At 61.0% G+C, this 17483-nt stretch carries 21 protein-coding genes; 3 read left to right on the top strand and 18 right to left on the bottom strand.

The features are described 5' to 3' along the window. Window positions 1-6 precede the first annotated feature (6 nt). From KW568_RS13175 to KW568_RS13250, 16 genes are all read right to left on the bottom strand, one after another. Window positions 7-312 carry a hypothetical protein gene (locus KW568_RS13175; protein WP_063423891.1) on the bottom strand — a complete coding sequence of 102 codons (306 nt, stop codon included), beginning with the start codon at window positions 310-312 and terminating at the stop codon, window positions 7-9. Further along, complete coding sequence (locus KW568_RS13180; protein ID WP_063423892.1) at window positions 309-1664, bottom strand: integrating conjugative element protein; 1356 nt, start codon at window positions 1662-1664, stop codon at window positions 309-311. The genes KW568_RS13175 and KW568_RS13180 overlap by 4 nt, the downstream gene beginning before the upstream one ends. Then, the gene (locus KW568_RS13185) at window positions 1664-2635 is read right to left on the bottom strand and encodes a TIGR03756 family integrating conjugative element protein (RefSeq protein ID WP_179027772.1); all 972 of its coding nucleotides are present in this window, start codon (window positions 2633-2635) and stop codon (window positions 1664-1666) included. Before KW568_RS13185 ends, KW568_RS13180 begins: the two co-directional genes overlap by 1 nt. 222 nt (window positions 2636-2857) lie before the next feature. Continuing rightward, the gene (locus KW568_RS13190) at window positions 2858-5599 is read right to left on the bottom strand and encodes a conjugative transfer ATPase (protein ID WP_063423894.1); all 2742 of its coding nucleotides are present in this window, start codon (window positions 5597-5599) and stop codon (window positions 2858-2860) included. Continuing rightward, complete coding sequence (locus tag KW568_RS13195; protein ID WP_063423895.1) at window positions 5599-6018, bottom strand: TIGR03751 family conjugal transfer lipoprotein; 420 nt, start codon at window positions 6016-6018, stop codon at window positions 5599-5601. Before KW568_RS13195 ends, KW568_RS13190 begins: the two co-directional genes overlap by 1 nt. Continuing rightward, window positions 5981-7489: a TIGR03752 family integrating conjugative element protein gene (locus KW568_RS13200; RefSeq protein WP_179027873.1), complete on the bottom strand. Its 1509-nt coding sequence runs from the start codon at window positions 7487-7489 to the stop codon at window positions 5981-5983. The genes KW568_RS13195 and KW568_RS13200 overlap by 38 nt, the downstream gene beginning before the upstream one ends. Beyond that, window positions 7479-8282, bottom strand: a complete 804-nt coding sequence (locus tag KW568_RS13205; RefSeq protein ID WP_063423897.1) for a TIGR03749 family integrating conjugative element protein — start codon at window positions 8280-8282, stop codon at window positions 7479-7481. The genes KW568_RS13200 and KW568_RS13205 overlap by 11 nt, the downstream gene beginning before the upstream one ends. After that, window positions 8282-8920, bottom strand: coding sequence for a PFL_4703 family integrating conjugative element protein (locus tag KW568_RS13210; RefSeq protein ID WP_063423898.1), 639 nt, complete (start codon window positions 8918-8920; stop codon window positions 8282-8284). The genes KW568_RS13205 and KW568_RS13210 overlap by 1 nt, the downstream gene beginning before the upstream one ends. Continuing rightward, on the bottom strand, window positions 8917-9318 hold the full coding sequence (locus KW568_RS13215; RefSeq protein ID WP_063423899.1) for a TIGR03750 family conjugal transfer protein: 402 nt from the start codon (window positions 9316-9318) through the stop codon (window positions 8917-8919). Before KW568_RS13215 ends, KW568_RS13210 begins: the two co-directional genes overlap by 4 nt. Before the next feature lie 7 nt (window positions 9319-9325). Then, window positions 9326-9703: a TIGR03745 family integrating conjugative element membrane protein gene (locus KW568_RS13220; protein ID WP_063423900.1), complete on the bottom strand. Its 378-nt coding sequence runs from the start codon at window positions 9701-9703 to the stop codon at window positions 9326-9328. 15 nt (window positions 9704-9718) lie between these two features. Beyond that, window positions 9719-9958, bottom strand: coding sequence for a TIGR03758 family integrating conjugative element protein (locus KW568_RS13225; RefSeq protein ID WP_063423901.1), 240 nt, complete (start codon window positions 9956-9958; stop codon window positions 9719-9721). After that, window positions 9945-10280, bottom strand: coding sequence for an RAQPRD family integrative conjugative element protein (locus KW568_RS13230; RefSeq protein WP_063423902.1), 336 nt, complete (start codon window positions 10278-10280; stop codon window positions 9945-9947). The genes KW568_RS13225 and KW568_RS13230 overlap by 14 nt, the downstream gene beginning before the upstream one ends. Before the next feature lie 210 nt (window positions 10281-10490). Beyond that, a complete protein-coding gene (locus tag KW568_RS13235; RefSeq protein ID WP_063423903.1) occupies window positions 10491-10910 on the bottom strand; it encodes a helix-turn-helix domain-containing protein in 420 nt (139 codons plus the stop codon). 415 nt (window positions 10911-11325) lie between these two features. Further along, on the bottom strand, window positions 11326-11619 hold the full coding sequence (locus KW568_RS13240; protein WP_063423904.1) for a hypothetical protein: 294 nt from the start codon (window positions 11617-11619) through the stop codon (window positions 11326-11328). 334 nt (window positions 11620-11953) lie between these two features. Further along, complete coding sequence (locus KW568_RS13245) at window positions 11954-12496, bottom strand: hypothetical protein (RefSeq protein ID WP_232876987.1); 543 nt, start codon at window positions 12494-12496, stop codon at window positions 11954-11956. Between the two features lie 340 nt (window positions 12497-12836). Further along, window positions 12837-13268, bottom strand: a complete 432-nt coding sequence (locus tag KW568_RS13250) for a GFA family protein (RefSeq protein ID WP_060492508.1) — start codon at window positions 13266-13268, stop codon at window positions 12837-12839. A gap of 104 nt (window positions 13269-13372) precedes the next feature. On the opposite strand from KW568_RS13250, the gene KW568_RS13255 reads away from it, so the two are divergent. After that, window positions 13373-14266: a LysR family transcriptional regulator gene (locus KW568_RS13255; RefSeq protein WP_060492509.1), complete on the top strand. Its 894-nt coding sequence runs from the start codon at window positions 13373-13375 to the stop codon at window positions 14264-14266. A gap of 90 nt (window positions 14267-14356) precedes the next feature. On the opposite strand, the gene KW568_RS13260 is transcribed toward KW568_RS13255, so the two are convergent. Both KW568_RS13260 and arsN2 read right to left on the bottom strand, forming a co-directional pair. Then, entirely contained in the window at window positions 14357-14977 is a 621-nt protein-coding gene (locus KW568_RS13260) for a tyrosine-type recombinase/integrase (protein ID WP_060492510.1), read from the bottom strand. Between the two features lie 161 nt (window positions 14978-15138). After that, window positions 15139-15633 carry an arsenic resistance N-acetyltransferase ArsN2 gene (gene arsN2, locus KW568_RS13265; RefSeq protein WP_060492511.1) on the bottom strand — a complete coding sequence of 165 codons (495 nt, stop codon included), beginning with the start codon at window positions 15631-15633 and terminating at the stop codon, window positions 15139-15141. 177 nt (window positions 15634-15810) lie between these two features. Here arsN2 and KW568_RS13270 point away from each other — a divergent pair, with 177 nt between their 5' ends. Both KW568_RS13270 and KW568_RS13275 read left to right on the top strand, forming a co-directional pair. Then, a complete protein-coding gene (locus KW568_RS13270; protein WP_060492512.1) occupies window positions 15811-16167 on the top strand; it encodes a metalloregulator ArsR/SmtB family transcription factor in 357 nt (118 codons plus the stop codon). Window positions 16168-16196: 29 nt separating this feature from the next. Next, complete coding sequence (locus KW568_RS13275) at window positions 16197-17480, top strand: arsenic transporter (RefSeq protein WP_060492513.1); 1284 nt, start codon at window positions 16197-16199, stop codon at window positions 17478-17480. Window positions 17481-17483: the final 3 nt, after the last annotated feature.

The following is a 17483-nucleotide window of genomic DNA, read 5'->3' on the forward strand; positions in this document are numbered from 1 at the left end:
TGCACCTCACGCGCGCGACAGTTCGACCAGGATGATCGAGCCGAAGCCGATCAGGCCCAAGCGCAATAGCCGTTGCTGCTCTTCCGGGTGCGGCCGCAAGCGGAGTGCTGCGGCCCAGCCGGCGAGGATCAGCGCGTACAGCAGGGCTCGCCAGTAGCCGAAAAAGGGCGTGCTCCCCCGTGCCTCCTTGATCCATTCCAACTGGGGGCCGCTCAATTGCAGCGCCATCGAGGCAATCAGCAACATGACCATCCCGACGCCGAGGATCAGCAGGCCCCGAACGACCGAGCTCCTCACTGAAAACGGCATCATGGCGTGCTCCTTCCCTGATCCGCTCGCTGCAGGCGGTCTGGGCGTGGATCGCGCTGGTCGATACTGCGTGAGGCATCGGCACCGCCCGCATGGCGATCGAGGACCAGGCTGGCGGTGTTGGTGGCCAGCGCTTGGCGCACTTGCAACTCCGTTTGCAGCAGGCGGATCTCGCGCTCCAGCGTTTCGACGTTGCTGTTGAGGGCGGTGGTGGCGGGCTGCGCCGACGCCACATTGGGCTCACGGCTACCGGCGAGCAACGTGCGCTGCAGCAGCATCGCTTTGTAGATCACGCTCGATAACGCGGTCTCGCTGGCCAAACGTCGGGCCAGCAGGTTCTGGTCGGGGTCATCGCGCAGGCCCTCGATGACGCCGCGCGAGACCTGCAGCAACGGGCTGGAGACTTTACCGAGGTTTTCTGGCGTGGGCTCCTCTGCGCCCGACAGCATGCGCTGCAAGCCCTCAAGATGCTGCGTGTAGGTTTCCTGGATCAGTGGCGTAAGACCTGCGCCCGCGCTCACGCGCAGCGTCTCGCAATCGTCACAGGTTTCCACCTCGGTTTCGCCGAGCACGCGAGCGGCCCATTCGGCAGCCTCCTCGGGGCTCGCCCAGGCCTGGCAGATCGCGCCGTTCTGACAACTCGAGCCGACGGCCGAGGTGTCTTCGACCGAGCGGTTGTGCAGCAGGTTGTAGCCCGCTTTGACCACGTCCGAGGTCACCCGGATCGGCGCCTGGCCATGACCGCCGGCTTTCTGCCCGCCGACCCAGCTGACCCCGTTGTTGCCGTTGTTCGATTCGGTGTCCTTTACCGCAGTCACGGCATCACCGTCGGACTGCTCCAGGTTGTGCTGCATTTCCTGGTTCTGCGCCAGTGCCCCCCAACCGGCCTGATCCACCTTGTCAGCCATCTTCGCCGCCATCGCCTGGCAGGTGAGCTTCGAACGGTCAAAGTCGATGCGCCCCTGCAGCACGCCGTTGCTCAGCAGCTCATACAGCCCGGGGTTGGCACGCTGAATGATCATTGCCGGCAGAGACATCACCGCCTGGGTGGCGTTCTGGATGACGTTGCCCATGATCTGCTGGAAACCCTGCGTGGCCCCATTGAGCTGATTCTGCAGAGTGTTGGAGAGGTTCATGTTTCCGCACATCATGTTCGCCCGCCAGGACAGGCCCACACCGAGTCCGCTGGGGCGGTAGAGCGAGGAGGGCGCGCCCGCTGCAGATCCACCACCAATGGTGTACATCACCCGGTCGTCCAACACCTGGGCCTGGTCGCCCAGGTGGTAGCCACTCTCGGCGGCGTGGCCAGCGGCGCATACGAAAAGACATACCAACCCGAGCGAGAGGGTGTTCATCACTGGCCTCCATCAAAGTCGATGCTGAACAGGAAGGTCTGGCCCATGCGTTGGCAGCACCTGTACGGGCGCCACAGCGACCAGGCGAAAGCGCCCTCGGCACTCTGGATCGTTGGGCTGGGGAAGATGGCGCAAGTGCTCTGCAGCATCGGAGTGAGCAGCTGCCAGCGGTGGTTGTTGACGTTGTTCTCCATCACCGGCTGCGGCGGCCAATAGCCAGGCGATGGCATCGGCTGCAGCGGCAAATACACGTGTGGCTGGCCAACGCGGGTGATGAAGTCACTGGCGCGCTGCGCCATCACTGCGGCAGCCTTGAAGTCGTCGGGCTGTACCAGGAAACCCTGGCGTGGATAGACGTTACCCCACATGTTGCCGAGGGCTTGGCTACCGATCTCGCGCATGCCTGGGATCAGTGCCTGCGGGTACATGGACTCGGGAATGACGTGGCGCCACGCCAGCGGATCGAGCGTGCTGAGATAGTAGGGCGCAAGCGGCACCGCCCCGCTCGGACACGCATAGCCGAAACTGTGGGCCAAGGCCGTCAATGCAGCGCCGCCCGGATGCCCGATGCCGTCGACATTCTTGAAGCGGGGCAGGTTGTTGCGCTGCGACGAGGGCGTGATCAGATTACCCCCGCCTTGCGACAGGGGGGTCGGTGCCGAGAGATCAGACATCTCGCTCCAGGGGTTACTACCGGTATCGGAATAGCTCGACACCACCAATTCGGGAATGAAGTGGCGAACCTTGGGCGAGCTTCGCACCGTGCAGCCGAACGGCGAACACAGCAGCCAATAGCAGATCCCGACGATTCGGTACTCCAGGCACTGCAGCGACGTGACGGAGGCAATGATGGCGGGGGTGGTCAACGCCAGGCACTGCCCGGCAGCTACGAGCAAAGCGATCGCGATGTAGCCGCAACCTCGGCCAGGTTTCTTCGGCTGGGGCGTTCGGCATGGGGCGGTCAGGTTCATCGGCAGCACTCGGCTAGGGGCAACGGTGTGCATCCATGCGCCGAGTTGCAGCATCGCGGATCAGGTAGAGGATGTGGACGGACAAACCGAGGCTGGTGCCTTCGGTTTCTGCAACGGCCGGGATAAGGGCTGCGACCTGTCCAGAATTACCGATGGAGTACAAATGTACTCTTGTCGTTTTTTAATGCTCGACAGGCTATGGAGCGTCGTGGGCTACGAGGTTCAGTACATGCCGCGCAAGCGATCGATGTCCGCCGCAATCTGCAGCGCCGCCTCCAGTTCGGACATCTGTTGCGTTTCCATCAGCCGCCAGCGCTGGGCTTTTTCCTCGGGCTCGGTCATGGCCAGAGCGAGGTATAGGCTCGGCGGTACCGCGCGAAACAGCGTCTCGAACTGCTTCGACAGGACCACACCCTCGGTGTACTTGCCCGAGGCCTTGCTCGCCGACAGCAGCAGGGTCTTTTGTGCTGGCGTCAGCTTCTTGAAGCGCGCGATCTCTTCGATCTCCGCCGGCGGCATGTTCAGGCAGATCCACCACTCGATCATGTTGAGCATGGTTTGGGCCGCGTCGGGGAAGTCGGCCAGGTTCTGCGTTGCCAACCAGAACCAGGCACCGAGCTTGCGCCACATCTTGGTGCCCTTGACTACGAAGGGCGCCAGCAGCGGATTCTTTGTGATGATGTGGCCTTCGTCAGTCACCATGATGATCGGTCGACCGCGGTACTGGTCGCGCTCGGCAAGGTTGTTCACCGTGTTCATCAGGCTGATGTAGCTGATCGACATCTGCGCTTCATAGCCCTCACGGGCATAGGTGGCGAGGTCGACGATCGTGACATCGCTTTCCGGCCAGGGCGTGCCCGGTCGGTCAAACAGCGCACCCTCGAAGCCCTGGCAGAACAGGTCGATAGATTCGGCCATTTCCTGAGCGCGCTCGCGACGCTTGTCCGGCAGGTGCGCGTCGCTGGCCACCGTTCGAAGTGCATCACGAACGTGGCGCGTCAGCACCTGCTGATTGCTGGCCGCACAGTGCCGAGCGGCGTCGAGGATGCACTCGCGGATCAGGCTGCGGTCTGCCCGGGTCAGGCGCGCCTCTTCCTTGGCTTCGCCCCCGGTAATCATCAGGCGGGCGGTGATCTCCAACTCGCCCAGCACATCGCGTTGCTCGTCGCTGCCCGAAGCCTCCTCATCCAGATCCTCAGTCGACAGACTGGCGACCTGGTCGGGGCGCTCGATCAGCCGGCGGGCATCGGCGAAGGGGGCCAGGCTTAAGCCGCTGCCGGGTTTGAGTTGAACCTTGTTGACGGTCAGGCCGAGGGTGGCGAAGTAGTCACCCTGCAGGCCGAAGGAATTGCCGGCTTCGACGATAAATAACCGTGGTCGGTATACCGCCATGACCTGCATCAGGATTGAAACCAGGGTGGCCGACTTGCCGGCGCCGGTCGGGCCGAACAACAGCAGGTGGCCATTCATGGAGCGGTCGAAGCGTGACAAGGGATCGAACGACAGCGGCGCGCCACCTCGGTTGAAAAAGGTAATGCCCGGATTGCCGGTACCGATGCTGCGTCCCCACAGGGGCAGCAGATTGGCGACATGCTGGGCAAACAACAGCCGGGTGTACCAGTTGCGCGGGTCGCGCGCAGGGTTGTAAACCATCGGCAACCAGCGCAGGTAGCTGTTGCAGGCGGCCACTTCATCGCCCTCGCGCACCGGTTGCAGGCCGGCACCGAGCAGTACATTGGCCGCCTGGATCGAGCGCTGGCGCAATTGTTGTACATCGACGCCGCGCAGGTACAGCGCCAAGGTACCGCGATACAGCTTGTGCTGGCGACCGATCAGCGCGCGGGCCTCTTCCACGTCCTGACGGGTCTGGGTCGAGGCCAGATTTTCGCCAATGGCTTTGCGCGCTAGGCGATTAAGCTGCTCCTCGAGCACATCCTGGGGTGTGATCACCAAGGTCAGGCTCAGGATGGCCTGCTCCGGCAGTTGATCGAACAAGGCATTGAGCGCCTCGCCTTTGCGGGTTTCGCCGGTCAGCTGGCCGATATGGGGTGGCCTGCGCAGTTTATCGACCACCATCACCGTGTGCGGCTGCTGATCGAAGTACCACATCCCCTGTTCGCTGTCCGAGCGTGGCTCGTGGAAGAACAGGCGCTCGGCAAAGTCATGGTCGAACGGCAATGACAGGCCATCGCCGTCATCGGGCTCCGGGTAGGGCACACGCCGGTAGAACTCCGCCGCTCGCTCGTTAGTGAGGGTCGGGGCTGGATTGAACCAGGGCAGCAACCAGCCATAGAAGTCACGCCCATTCAGCCGACGAGGATTGACCCCGCAGGCCTGTAACGAGGCCATGAGGCGGTCACAGGTCCTTCCCAGCAGCTGAGCGGGTTTTTGCCCTTCGTCGTCGGCCTGGTCACCGAGCCAGCGATAGACCACCAGCCGAATCCGCCGATTGCTGCCGCGCCAGGGCAGGTGTGACACGACAGGGTCGTCGAATAAGCCGCCTGGCTTGGCAATGGCGTCGAGGTGGCGCTGCATCGACGCGAGGAAGGCGGAGGTGAAGGGGGTGCCTGTCGCCCGCGGTGCGACGTACTGTGCCAGGCGTTCCAGGTACGGAGAAAAATCACTGTCGTCCTGACAGAAGAACTGCACCACCCAGGGTGCTTGGTCGAGCTCGTCGAAGCTGTCCTGCAGCGCATCTTCCAGCGCATCGCGCGCTGCCATCAGCCATTCGGGCTCACGGCCTTCGGTCCCGATCGGCTGCAACTCGAACACGGCACCCACCGAGCGGTTGTCGTCAAGCAAAAAGCACTGCTCTTCCTCAAGGTATTCGACCCAGGGCAAGTGGTCGGTAAAGCTGGGGTTGTGCGCGTACTGGGCAGCCTCATCCGCACGTGTAGCGCGTCGACGCTGCGCCGCGCGCCAAGGCTGCCAGCGCGGCGACGTGCGATCTGCATCATCGTCCATCACAGATCATCCAGGCGTTCGCCGGGCAGCGCGTACTGGACCTTCTCGTACAGCGGAAACACGGTCGAGTAGCCAGGCACGGGTGCCTGTTGGGTACCGGACAGGTGCGGGTAGACGTACATCGCCAGATCAGGATTGGGCAGGCGCGGGAACTGAGCGCGGATCTCGTTGGCGGCCGTGCGGGTGTAGGCGCTCTGGTCCTTGATCAGGCGTTCGGGATCGAGCACCGGTCGGCGCAGCTCACCTCGGGCCTCCTGCAACTGCTGCTGCGTGCCGACCGCGCCGGCGCTGTTCCAGATATCCAGCATGGTGTGGTCGCCATGGGGCAGCATTTCGTCCTTGCTGGTGGTGCAGCCTGTCAGGTGCAGGCAAAGCAGCACGCTAATCCAGGTCCAGTACCGAAACGGATGGGCGTTCATGGTTCACTCTCCGGCCTTTGGGTTCGTAGTCGATGCTGATTTCGTGATTTAGGTGCAAGGCCACCTTGGCCCCCGGCGGGACGTAGATGGCGGCAAAGGCTTCGCCGTAGAGCTTGTTGATCCAGTCACGGATGTCGGCGATGCCACCGCTGATGACCGAGTTCAGCGCGCTGTTGCCACTGTTTTGCGACAGCCCCAGGCTGCCGCTGGCCGAGTTGATGAATGAGGTGTTGGTTTGCTCGCTACCCAGCGCGGCCGCGAAGCCGGCGCCAGCTGCCGTGATCAGGCTCTGGCTGCCCAGGTACTGTTGGGCGTTGGAGCGACGTTCACCAGCGATGCAGGGAATGCCGTAGGGGTCGGAGATGTAGCCTAGGCCGCCGCGGATTTTTTCGGTGTCCGAGGCCTGGGAGCTACTGCTGTTGCGACTGACCACCTTCTGCGGCTGCGGCACCGTGCGAACGGTGCCGTCGCTGAAGACAAAGGTGATCGACTCGACTTGGCCGCGCACGCAGGACAAAGTCCAGTCGCCTGCCGCGGTCCCGCTCATGACGGCGCCGACCACGTCGGGAAGGTCGATGCCGTTGGCGGTCAGGTTGTCCGGTCCCACCAGTACCTTGAACGGGTAGGGATCGTTCACCGTGCCGTCCACCGGCACGCGACCAATCAGGGCGGTCATGGCGACCGAGCCCATCAGGGTTGAGTTCTCGGGGATGGTGTAGACCGGCTTGGCCCCCTCGGCGCGATCCTGAGTGTTTTCCAGATCGCGCTCGCCCTTGGCCACGGCGCGTAGATGGTCTTGGCCCCGGTCGATCGCGTTGTTGTCCAGGCCATGTAGATCCTTGAACTTCGACGTCAGCGATGACAACGGCCCCTCGGTTTTGCTGGCCCCCTTCTGAACAGCTCGAGTGTTGGACGGCTCGATCCATTGCACCGCATCCGCTGGCGGTTGGCCCCCGGAAAATTGTTGTCCGTCACCCGGCTCGAGACCAAAGCCCACGGGGACATCGGACTTCGCGGTCGGCTTGCTGGTGAGTTGGTCCTTCAGCCGGGACAGCAGACCCTGGGTTTCGCGGTGCTGCTGCTCGGCCTTCTGCCGGGCATCGTTGGCCTGCTGGCGCTGTTCGGTGACCTGCTGCGTGACACTGCTCAGCGTGTTTTGAATGCGGCTGTCGATATTGCCTTCGCGCGTGCGCAGCCGATTGTTCTCGGTCTGCAGCGTCTCATTGCCTTTCCTCAGCGACAGCATCTCGCTGCGCATCGCCTTGACCTGGCCAATCAGCGTGGCCACGGTGTCGCGCGGCGTGTCGCCGGCAATGCCGAGGGCCTTGGCCTGATCTGGGCTGAGGGCGGTGTTTTCGGGATCATGGGCAGGTTGAGCGTCTGGCGCAGACACCCAGGATTTGCCGATGATCAGCACAATCCCCAGCAGGACCGCAGGCACCAGCCATTTCAGCAAGCCGTTAGCTTTCATGATCGGCGGCCTCCGGTGCAGGAGGTGGCAGCAGCGCATGCTTCAGGTCGCCACCCCGGGTGACGAGGTACGCCACGGTGGTGTCTTCAGGTGTGCCGGCGTGCCCCAGGTACTCATGCTGGAAGGTGGCGGCATACAGCGCGGCCTGCAGGTGACGCGGGTCCAGTGTGACCTTGCCCGGCCCACGGTTGACGATCTTCACCGCCGTCACCCAATAATCGCCTAGCCGCCAAGCGGCGAGCCCCTTGATGGATACGTGCTCGGTCGGCAGGAGTGTGCTGAATCCTGAGGACTCGCCTAGCGGGACCCGACGCACACCAGGCAAGGGTGCCACGGTGCGCAGAGGCGCATACAGGTTTTGCGCTGCATAGCGAGTCAACACTACCGGTACCGGCGTGGCTGTAGGCGCTGCGTCCGGCGCGGTGTTCACGTCCGGCGTCTGCGCTTGAGCGACGATCTTGACCGGCTCCAGCGCCTCGCTGCCCTCGAACGCTTCGATGTCGACCAGGATGATGTCCCCCGACTTCACCGACTGCAGCTGGAGGCGGGTAGGGGGAATGGCTTCCGACGCATGCAGGTACACCGTGCCACCGACCGACTGCACGCGCAGCTTGCTGCTGATCGCACTGGGGAGCCCGACGCGGACATCCTCATCCAGCATGAGGATTCGTTCCTGGCCCACCGTCAGCGGCACGGCCAGCGGCAGGCGGTCCCAGTACTTGACCTCGACGGCACCCACAGCGGAACACCAGCCGGCGATCGAGACCAGCATCAGGATCAAGATACGCATCATCATGCACCTCCAGGCAGTGTCAGCTTCTGCGGTGTGCCTTCGTAGCAGTCCAGGGCCAGGCCCCACTTGTTGTGCTCGGGATCGACGTCAAAGCGCACGACACGCAGGGGGTAGCGCACGACGACGCGCTTCACCGGCTCGGCGGCGTAATATTCGTCGGCATTGAGGTCGAGCTTGACCAGCCAGCTGTGCTTATCCAACTGCTTTACCCGCAGGTCGGGGTCGTCGCTGTAGCCCCGCCCCAGCACCTCGTATACGCCGCGTACGCGGCCGCGCAGTTCGCCGGCTGCCTTGCGGTACTCAAAATCGCCATCGAAGAAGGTCTTGCACGCCGGTGTCAGATAAGGCTGCAGGGCGAAGATCGCGCGGTGGTAGTCGACCTCGCCGTCGGTGGGCCAGCGGTTGAGTTGGCCGAATATGTACAGGGCAAAGGCATAGATGTTTTCGGGCGGCACGTCCCACCATTTGCGCGTGCTACCTGAGCGCAGATCCGGTGGTACGTGAATGGTCAGTTCGGAGGGGGCGGACTGCCAGCCGTACCAGAGCCCAGTGCACAGCAGCGCCAGGGTCGCTACGGCCAGGCGCAGGCTGAAAATGTGCGCCTGCTGTGCATCCACCTTGTTGCGGAAACGGCTCATGGGTTGGTCCTCGCAGGTCGGCGTGTGCGCCGGACAGTCCATGGGCCGGAGTGGAGAATCAGGTACTGAGAGCCAATGCCCCAGTGCACCGCCAGTTGCCACTGCAGGCGTCGGTACAGCCAGGTTTCGGGACGAGCACGCTTGGCCCGGCGCAGCAGCTTGCCGCCACCGAGCAGCACCAGCGCCATACACAGGAACATGCAGGTGGGCAGGGTGGCGATGGAGGCGGAGGCCACCGCCAGCGGCCCGCCAAGGACCACACCCAGTACTGCGCCGACAATCAGCGCGACCCACATCTCGTCATTGGTGAGGCCGCGCAGGACGGCTGGATCGCGGTTCAGGCGTTCCGGCAGGAAGGTCAGCGTGCCGTCGGGGAGGGTAGCAGGGACGTCGGACATGGCTGCCTCACAGAATCGTCGCGGCTTTGGTCAGGAACCACAGAATCACCACCACCAACAGCGCTCCGACGCCGACCACGGCGCCGAGGTCTTTCCAGGTCTTGCGCTGGTTTTGCACGTCGGCGTAGACGGTCAGCGAGTGCCACGCCACGCCAAGGAAGGCGAGGGTAGCGATCAACAGACCGAGCAGGATGCCGCCGTCGTAGGCATAGTTCTTGATGGTGTCGATCAGGCCTGAGCCTTCGCCGCGGGACGGAGCTTCCATGGTCGGCAGGTCAGCCCAAGCCAGCGTCGAGCTCAGCAGCGCCAAGCCGCCGAGCAGGGCTTTTACATAGGCAGCCCGCAGCCGGCGAAGCGGGCGGTGACAACCACGAGAGAGGTTCATAGCAAGGCCTCCTGATTACGACAGCATGAAAAACATCAGCACGATCAAGGCGAGGGCCAGACGCAGCGTACTGCCGCCGAGCGAGCCAAAATTGATGTTGCCGGCCGCCCAGCCGCGGTAGCCGGTCCACAGCGCCCAGGTGCACCAGAGCAACGCGAGCACCAACACCGATGAGCGCCACAGCACCGAACTGAGCTGCGGGGCAAAGCCGGCAACGGCGGAGAACGCTGTGAGTTGGGTGTCAGTCATGCTCATGGCAGGGGCTCGAGTGAGGTGCTTCAGCACGGTACTGATCGGCCAACTCGACTAAGTCGGCAGGCTGCGCCCGGGAGGGCGACAAGTATTGTTGGATGCCTTCACGCACACGTTCGAGGTCTGCCGCAAACCGCAGATAGTCGAAGCGATAGCGCGCGCCATCGATATTTTCTGAGCCGTTTTTCGCGCGATCGGCCAACTGATCGATGGCAGTGAATTGTCGTTGAATGAGTTCCAAATCCGAGCGCTCGCGAGTTTCCTGTGCAACCGCCGGGAGGGTTACTAGGTAAATCACAAGCAATGGGAAGGCATACGTCCTCATGGCGAGCTCCAGAGCAATCTCTGGTCGCCACCATCACTGCGGGGGCGAGTTCATGCACGAATTAAAAGGATTCTCGATCTTTCGTTTTCTGGCGAGGTTGGGCAGAAGTGGGGTGAGACTGGAGTGAGGAATTGAGGCGGTATATGAACAAGCTGGCGCTGCGTGCTTATTACGAGCGCTGCAGCGAGCGCTTGAAAGTACAGCTAGCCATCATTCGGAGAATGACAGCTCTGCCTGAAGTGCGCCCTCAGCGCGTGGAGCTGTTTTCGTTCGGGGGTTGCGTGAGCTGGTCAACGAAGGAGTCGCAGCTAAATCGTCCCCCAGGGTGGCCTGTAGTCCTGGAATTCGACCATGCGATTCAAGTGCTCGAATCTCGTTCCTGGTCCTGACCAGCAACTCATTTGCCGTCTGCCCTGTATCCTCGCTCAGCGTCAATGCCACCAGCGTCAAAGGGCTCACTTCCAATCGCTCGCTAAGCTGCTCAAGTTTGTCCAGCGTGAGACTCGATCTACCGGTTTCGAGCTTGGACAGGTAGGTGCGGCTGGTCGTGTCGGCAAATCCGCGCTGGGTGATGTTTCGCTGACTACGTAGTACTCGAAGCACATTGGCGAACGATGACTTCAATGTCATGAAATTACCTGAGGAATAGAGCGAGTAGGTGCATGTGGCGGCGACATGAGTTGGGGGGAGGCAGACCGCTCTGGCCTCCCGTTTCACACTACCATACACCCTTGGATCAAGCCCTGGTGGCCAGTGATCCCGCGATCGTCGACGTTCGACACAAAGCCGATGCTAATGAACGGCTACCTCTGGCCAGAAGGCGCCCCTTGATGATGTTTGCCGAGAGTGGCTGCACTTCAAGCCGCTACCTGAGATTCCCAGCAACTATCACCTCACGGAGACTTTTTCTTCACCCAATTTTCACTTCCTATTGGGCACACTCAAGCTATCCCTACGTGATAGATGCTCCCTTGCCCGCCTAGCAGCGGGCTTTCTTTTGCCCGCAAGGTTGATTGAATTGGCCACGCACCGGCCCTCAGCGTACTTATGAAGCTAAATGTTCTTGGGTTAAGTGCGGATCGGTCGCGATCCGTCTAGCGCGGCCCACGCCCCACGCGAGAGCACGAGTCATGGACTCACCAGGTCGCGAGTCGAAGGATTCCTCGTAAAGCACCATTCCGAAGCGTGCATACACACCGATGAACATCTGCGTGCCACCGGTACGCGACAAGCGCACTTGGACGTCGATGGTCGTGCCGTCGTTTAGAGTCTCATCATGAGTACGGTGGTGAAGGGTTGGATCTGCCCAATTCCAGAAAGCATCACCCCGTATACGCATGCGACCCTCCTACGACTTTAGTATTAGATGAGTATCTCTCCAACATAGTCGACGAGACCCGTAGCGCAACGGCAATGGTGAGGCATTGGGTACTTCATCCGACCATCGGGCAGCATGTAGAACTAAAGGAGTGAAGCCGTTGCCAGTGAGTCTCTGGGTACGAAAATCCATCCCTCCTGTTCCGGCACATTTGACGGAGGCCAGACTAAGCGATTGGGCTCGAATCTGAAGAGCCAGGCAATAAGCGCAGCAGTGAGCGCATCTCGTTCATCCTCATACCAGTCATCGCTGGAGGCCCCAGAAAACCCCAAGCAACGCTGCCTTAAGTCTTTGACTACCGCCGACTGTTTTGCAGAGCTGGGGTAGACCTCGATGGCGTCACCTGCGCGTCATCCGTCCAAATACCACAGCACGGGCGGTTGGGTAAGAAACGTGCCAGTACATGCATGCCTTTGGTAGCTTGACTACCGATCATGTCCTTGATGGCTGACAGCGGAGATAATCCCCGTTCGAACAAAAAACGCTCGGTATAGCGAAACAAATAGGGGTTGGTAGCTGACGCGTTAACTACCGGCACAGAGTGGCCACTTACCAGCAAGTTCACTAGCTCGGTAGAAAAACCCAATGGGGTGTCGATTCCCAAAACGACGGTCGCGTCGCGACGGACAATCTCGACATCACAGGCTAATAGAAGTGATCGCACAAAGTCGTCAGTGGTCTTCGCCTGATTGATCTGCTCGCGCAGATTCCCTCGCCACGGCTTACCTCGCATCTGCAGGTTCTGATCTATCACCACTAGAGCATCTCGGCTGAGGCGATTCCGGTCGCAGTTCCAGCCACCAACATCCCAGCCGATCATCAGCGATTCGGAACTCAAAGTATTTTCCCCGTCCGCTATCGGTTCTAGGAGGCCAGCGCGGCCTCCACCAATCATACCTACCATAGCGCTTGAGCCTGCGCCCTGTCAGACGATGTAGTAGCCGAGGAGACGAGGGTAGCTATCATGAGCTCCTCCAGTCCGTGCTCAAGGCTTTACCAATAGGTGTGGTGCGGCGCAGTCAGAGACGTTGCTCTAATTCACCCACCTTCTTGACCGATTAATCGGTCGAGGACCGTGGGTCGCGATTGGACCGCTATCGACCCAAAGCGGACCTAGTCAACCGTGATAATTTGCCGTTCGGCGAGCGACGCCTTCACTTATGGAGGAGCAAGCTCTTTTACCCTAACGCGGCAGCGAATGCTTCTGGCGTGGGGCTCTCCTCCCATTGCGCGATAGTCGCCGGCAGCACCAGCCATGGCTGCTTGCGCCGAGTCCAGATATGCGCAACCGGCTCGAAACACTCAGTCCCTTCCAGGATGCCGGCCCGTACCACTCGCATGCCGGGTGCTGCCGTGGTCTCGTTGAACAGCCGGGTATGACATGTACCGCAGGCATGTTGGGTAGACGTTTGACCTTGGTGTTCATGCTCAAAGATCGCCGTTTCGCCAGCCACCTGAACAGCCGAAGCCGCGCTCAGCATGTGCAGACCAAACGCACTGCCGCTCCAGCGCTGGCAGTTCAAACAGTGGCAGGCATACAGCGGCGGCAATTGCTGCGCCACGATCTCAAGGGTGATTTGCCCACATCGGCACTGACCGGTGATTCTCATGCGTTGGTTCCTTACAATGACGCCCGGAAAAATGTGGGCGAATGATCGCCTTTCACGGGTTCGGGCAGAAGATCAAATTAGGAGCAACTGTTGGCTAAGAATGTATGAGCGGCATTGAATGGGAAAGCCAGCGTGTATTTCTCGCCGTGTTGCGCTCTGGCAGCCTGAGCGGCGCGGCGAAGTTGCTGGGTATCGCCCAGGCCACTGCGCGTCGGCGCCTGGACCATCTTGAACACGCTCTCGGTGTAAGTCTGTTCACCCGCACACCTCAAGGGCTGACGCCTACTGCCGGAGCGCAGCGCCTGATTGAACATGTGGAGGCCATGGACCTGGCCGCGCAAACCTTCAACCGCATGGCCAGTTCTGAAGCGTCGGTGGATCACGGCACGATTCGGCTGACCTGTGGCGAGTTGCTTGGCGTCGAGGTATTGCCCGACCTGCTGCCCCCTTTCCATTACGAATACCCCAGGCTCAAACTTGAGTTGAGCATAAGCGATACCCTTGAAGACATCGCCAGGCTGCAATCGGACATTGCGGTCCGGCTGATGCGGCCCAATGAAGCGGATATCACCGTGCGGCGTGTCGGTAGTTTGCAGATTGGCATCCATGCCAGTGCCGGGTGCCTGGAGCGCTATGGTAATCCAGCCTCGCTGCTGTCGCTTCGCCAGCTGCCGCTGATCGGCCCGGATAGACGCTCAGCGGATTTGCGTCGGTTTGTCGATGCTGGTCTGTGCGATGCCGACCAGCATTTCGCCATTGCCTCTGATCATCACCTTGCTCAGCTGGCCGCTCTGAAAGCGGGCTTGGGCTTCGGACTCTGCCCGACGCGAATCGCAAAATCGCACGGCCTGGTACATGTCCTACCCCTCGATTTTGGCTTTGAGGTAGAGGTGTGGATCGCAATGCACAATGACCTGCGCAAAATCAACAGGATCGCTCAGGCGTTCGAGGTTCTAGGAGAGCAGTTACATCAGTATCTATGCTTGGCCGATCAGTGAGCAGCGTAGGCCGTGGCATCCACTGCTTGGTCTGAACGGCTTCAATGGGTCGAATCGCGACGGTCATACCTCGACCGTCGCTGGACGCTGTCAAACCTCCGTCTGCTCTGCCATCTCCAATGCGTCATCGACTTCAATGCCCAGGTATCGCACCGTGCTTTCAAGCTTTGTATGGCCGAGAAGGAGCTGAACTGCTCTCAGGTTCTTCGTCCTGCGATAGATCAGCGATGCCTTCGTACGTCTCATCGTGTGGGTGCCGTACATAGCTGGATCTAGCCCAATAGACTTTATCCACGCCTTGACGATTCGGGCGTACTGCCGGGTGGAGAGATGCACTGAGGCGTGTAATCGGCTTGGAAAAAGACAATCTTCGCTGTGGAGTTTGGCTTGATGTATCCAGGCCTGTAGGGCCAGCCGTGTTTGCTCTGTAATTTCAAACTGCACGGGCCGCTGGGTTTTCTGCTGCATCACTATCGCTCGCGATGACACGTGCTCCCCATGAGCAACGTCGCGTACGCGAAGCTTGGTCAGATCGCAGGCTCGTAGCTTGCTGTCGATGGCCAGATCGAAAAGGGCCAAATCCCGAGTTTCTTCCGCGATTTGGAGCCTTACCCGAATGGCCCAGATATCTTTCAGTCGGAGCGGAGTTTTCTGCCCGACCAATTTTCCTTTGTTCCAAGGCTGATGGCTGTTGGTCGTAATGGCGTTCATGGCTTGTCCTCCATGTGAGGGAGGACAAGGATGGTCAGCCCGATCCAGAGGCGCTAACCGACCCTTTGCAGCCGTTCGAGGAGTCTACGAAACCGAGGTCGATTCAGTTCGACATCTTTCGGGGGCCGCAGGACTCGTTCCTGGGACACCTGAGAACGAACTCACTGACGTTCGTGGAGGCGAGTTACCTGTGGTGACACCGAGTTCATGTCGCCAAGCTCCTTCACCATGTAGACCGCAGACGTCGGGCAGAGGCTGTTGAACTCCTCCGAATTGGAAATTGCCTTTGGGGCTTGGGATCGGTCTCTGTGCTCATATCCCCGAGCCTCGAAGAAGTCGGGTGCTGTAGTGGTCAGCAGATGAAGGCTCTGGGCTCCGTCAGCTTCCGCTATTCGCTCAAGTGCTCTGAGCAGCAGGGTACCGATCCCTGACTTTCGCTGGGCCGGTACGACAACCAGTGAGCGAATCAGACGAGTCCGGCCACTTCCTTCAATGCCCCCGTATCCCAACTCCGTTTCTCCCCGGTGAAAGGAATAGAACATTCGGTCGGGCTGCAAAAGGTCTTGGGTCGGCAAGCCCGCTGCAGTCAGATGCGCAGCCAGGCCTTGGATTTGATCGGTACCAAGCAATCGGACAGAGATATCAGACTGGTTCATTGGGGACTCTGGGGATGGTATCGAAGGCCAGTATAGGTCCCGGAGCGGGGGCTTTTTCCAGTTTTATGACGTCCCGTCAGGCGAGGCAATTATAAATATCTGCTTTACCGCATATTTGAATAGGCATATATTCGGATTTCCAGATATTGGCCGTACACGCATTCCCCAGGAGGTCACATGCGGGAAACACTGACTCCCCCCATCGTTTTCAAATGCCTGGCTGATGACACCCGGGCCCGGATGACCCTGCTGATCGCCCGTGAAGGCGAACTCTGTGTCTGCGAACTTACCCACGCGCTGGAGCTGAGCCAGCCGAAGATCTCCCGGCATCTTGCCCAGTTGCGCGAGGCTGGAATCCTGATGGATCGCCGCAAGGGTCAATGGGTGTACTACCGACTGCACCCCGAACTGCCGCAGTGGGTGGACGCGATGCTGAAGGGAGTGGTCGATGCCAACCAGGAATGGTTGAGCTCTGATGCATTGCGCCTTGCCGAAATGGGCGAGCGGCCGCAGGGCCCTGTTGCTTGTGCTTGAGACTTCCCTTCGCTGATTGAGTTGTAGTCATGCTGATCGCATTTTTGATTTTCCTGGTGACGATCGTTCTCGTCATCTGGCAGCCCAAAGGCCTGGGTGTTGGCTGGAGCGCCGCACTGGGGGCCGTCGTGGCGCTGCTGGCGGGCGTCGTGAGCCTGTCCGATATCCCCGTGGTCTGGCAGATCGTCTGGAACGCTACCGCCACTTTCATCGCCGTCATCATCATCAGCCTGCTGCTGGATGAGGCGGGGTTCTTCGAGTGGGCGGCATTGCACGTGGCCCGCTGGGGCAATGGCAGCAGCCGCAAGCTGTTCGCCTTCATCATCCTGCTGGGCGCCGCTGTCTCGGCGCTGTTCGCTAACGACGGTGCGGCACTGATCCTGACCCCGATCGTCATCGCCATGCTGCTGGCCCTGCGCTTCTCCCCGGCGGCGACGCTGGCATTCGTCATGGCGGCGGGCTTCATCGCCGATACCGCGAGCCTGCCGCTGGTGGTGTCCAACCTGGTGAACATCGTTTCCGCCGACTACTTTGGCATTGGCTTCAGCGAGTACGCCTCGGTCATGGTGCCGGTGAACCTGGTCAGCATTGCCGCCACTCTGGGAATGCTGCTGTGGTTCTTCCGCAAGGACCTGCCGCGTACCTATGAACTCGACCAGTTGAAGGCTCCGAAAGCCGCTATCCGCGACAAGGCGACGTTCGTTGCCGGCTGGTGGGTGCTTGCGCTGTTGCTGGTCGGCTTCTTCGCCATCGAGCCGCTGGGCGTTCCGATCAGCGCCATCGCTGCTGCCTGTGCGCTGATCCTCTACCTGATCGCCGCGCGCGGGCACGTGATTTCTACCCGCAAGGTGCTCAAGGACGCGCCTTGGCAGGTCGTGGTGTTCTCGCTTGGCATGTACCTCGTGGTCTATGGCCTGCGTAACGCCGGCCTCACCGACTACCTGACGCAGATCCTCAATGTCTTCGCCGGCTACGGGATCTGGGGCGCATCCCTCGGGACGGGGCTGCTCGCCGCTGGCCTGTCGTCGGTCATGAACAACATGCCCACTGTGCTGGTAGGCGCCCTGTCGATCCATTCCGCCGAGGCCACCGGCATCGTGCGCGAGGCCATGATCTACGCCAACGTCATCGGCTGTGACCTTGGTCCGAAAATCACCCCAATCGGCAGCCTGGCCACCTTGCTGTGGCTGCACGTGCTGGCCCGCAAGAACATCGTCATCACCTGGGGTTACTACTTCCGCACCGGCATCGTTCTGACGCTGCCGATCCTGCTTGCCACCTTGGCCGCATTGGCCATCCGCCTGAGCTTTTGAACC

It is taken from the genome of Pseudomonas sp. HD6515, assembly GCF_024971855.1.
Taxonomy (GTDB): domain Bacteria; phylum Pseudomonadota; class Gammaproteobacteria; order Pseudomonadales; family Pseudomonadaceae; genus Aquipseudomonas; species Aquipseudomonas alloputida.

Excerpts from the sequence above, each read along its gene's own strand:
- KW568_RS13210 (WP_063423898.1), bottom strand. The coding sequence starts at position 8,920 with ATGAGCCGTTTCCGCAACAAGGTGGATGCACAGCAGGCGCACATTTTC.
- KW568_RS13190 (WP_063423894.1), bottom strand. The coding sequence starts at position 5,599 with ATGGACGATGATGCAGATCGCACGTCGCCGCGCTGGCAGCCTTGGCGC.
- KW568_RS13270 (WP_060492512.1), top strand. The coding sequence starts at position 15,811 with ATGCGGGAAACACTGACTCCCCCCATCGTTTTCAAATGCCTGGCTGAT.
- KW568_RS13240 (WP_063423904.1), bottom strand. The coding sequence starts at position 11,619 with ATGCGTATACGGGGTGATGCTTTCTGGAATTGGGCAGATCCAACCCTT.
- KW568_RS13175 (WP_063423891.1), bottom strand. The coding sequence starts at position 312 with ATGATGCCGTTTTCAGTGAGGAGCTCGGTCGTTCGGGGCCTGCTGATC.
- KW568_RS13180 (WP_063423892.1), bottom strand. The coding sequence starts at position 1,664 with ATGAACACCCTCTCGCTCGGGTTGGTATGTCTTTTCGTATGCGCCGCT.
- KW568_RS13225 (WP_063423901.1), bottom strand. The coding sequence starts at position 9,958 with ATGAGCATGACTGACACCCAACTCACAGCGTTCTCCGCCGTTGCCGGC.
- KW568_RS13260 (WP_060492510.1), bottom strand. The coding sequence starts at position 14,977 with ATGAACGCCATTACGACCAACAGCCATCAGCCTTGGAACAAAGGAAAA.
- KW568_RS13185 (WP_179027772.1), bottom strand. The coding sequence starts at position 2,635 with ATGAACCTGACCGCCCCATGCCGAACGCCCCAGCCGAAGAAACCTGGC.
- KW568_RS13250 (WP_060492508.1), bottom strand. The coding sequence starts at position 13,268 with ATGAGAATCACCGGTCAGTGCCGATGTGGGCAAATCACCCTTGAGATC.
- KW568_RS13230 (WP_063423902.1), bottom strand. The coding sequence starts at position 10,280 with ATGAGGACGTATGCCTTCCCATTGCTTGTGATTTACCTAGTAACCCTC.
- KW568_RS13220 (WP_063423900.1), bottom strand. The coding sequence starts at position 9,703 with ATGAACCTCTCTCGTGGTTGTCACCGCCCGCTTCGCCGGCTGCGGGCT.
- arsN2 (WP_060492511.1), bottom strand. The coding sequence starts at position 15,633 with ATGAACCAGTCTGATATCTCTGTCCGATTGCTTGGTACCGATCAAATC.
- KW568_RS13195 (WP_063423895.1), bottom strand. The coding sequence starts at position 6,018 with ATGAACGCCCATCCGTTTCGGTACTGGACCTGGATTAGCGTGCTGCTT.
- KW568_RS13200 (WP_179027873.1), bottom strand. The coding sequence starts at position 7,489 with ATGAAAGCTAACGGCTTGCTGAAATGGCTGGTGCCTGCGGTCCTGCTG.
- KW568_RS13275 (WP_060492513.1), top strand. The coding sequence starts at position 16,197 with ATGCTGATCGCATTTTTGATTTTCCTGGTGACGATCGTTCTCGTCATC.
- KW568_RS13255 (WP_060492509.1), top strand. The coding sequence starts at position 13,373 with ATGAGCGGCATTGAATGGGAAAGCCAGCGTGTATTTCTCGCCGTGTTG.
- KW568_RS13235 (WP_063423903.1), bottom strand. The coding sequence starts at position 10,910 with ATGACATTGAAGTCATCGTTCGCCAATGTGCTTCGAGTACTACGTAGT.
- KW568_RS13215 (WP_063423899.1), bottom strand. The coding sequence starts at position 9,318 with ATGTCCGACGTCCCTGCTACCCTCCCCGACGGCACGCTGACCTTCCTG.
- KW568_RS13205 (WP_063423897.1), bottom strand. The coding sequence starts at position 8,282 with ATGATGCGTATCTTGATCCTGATGCTGGTCTCGATCGCCGGCTGGTGT.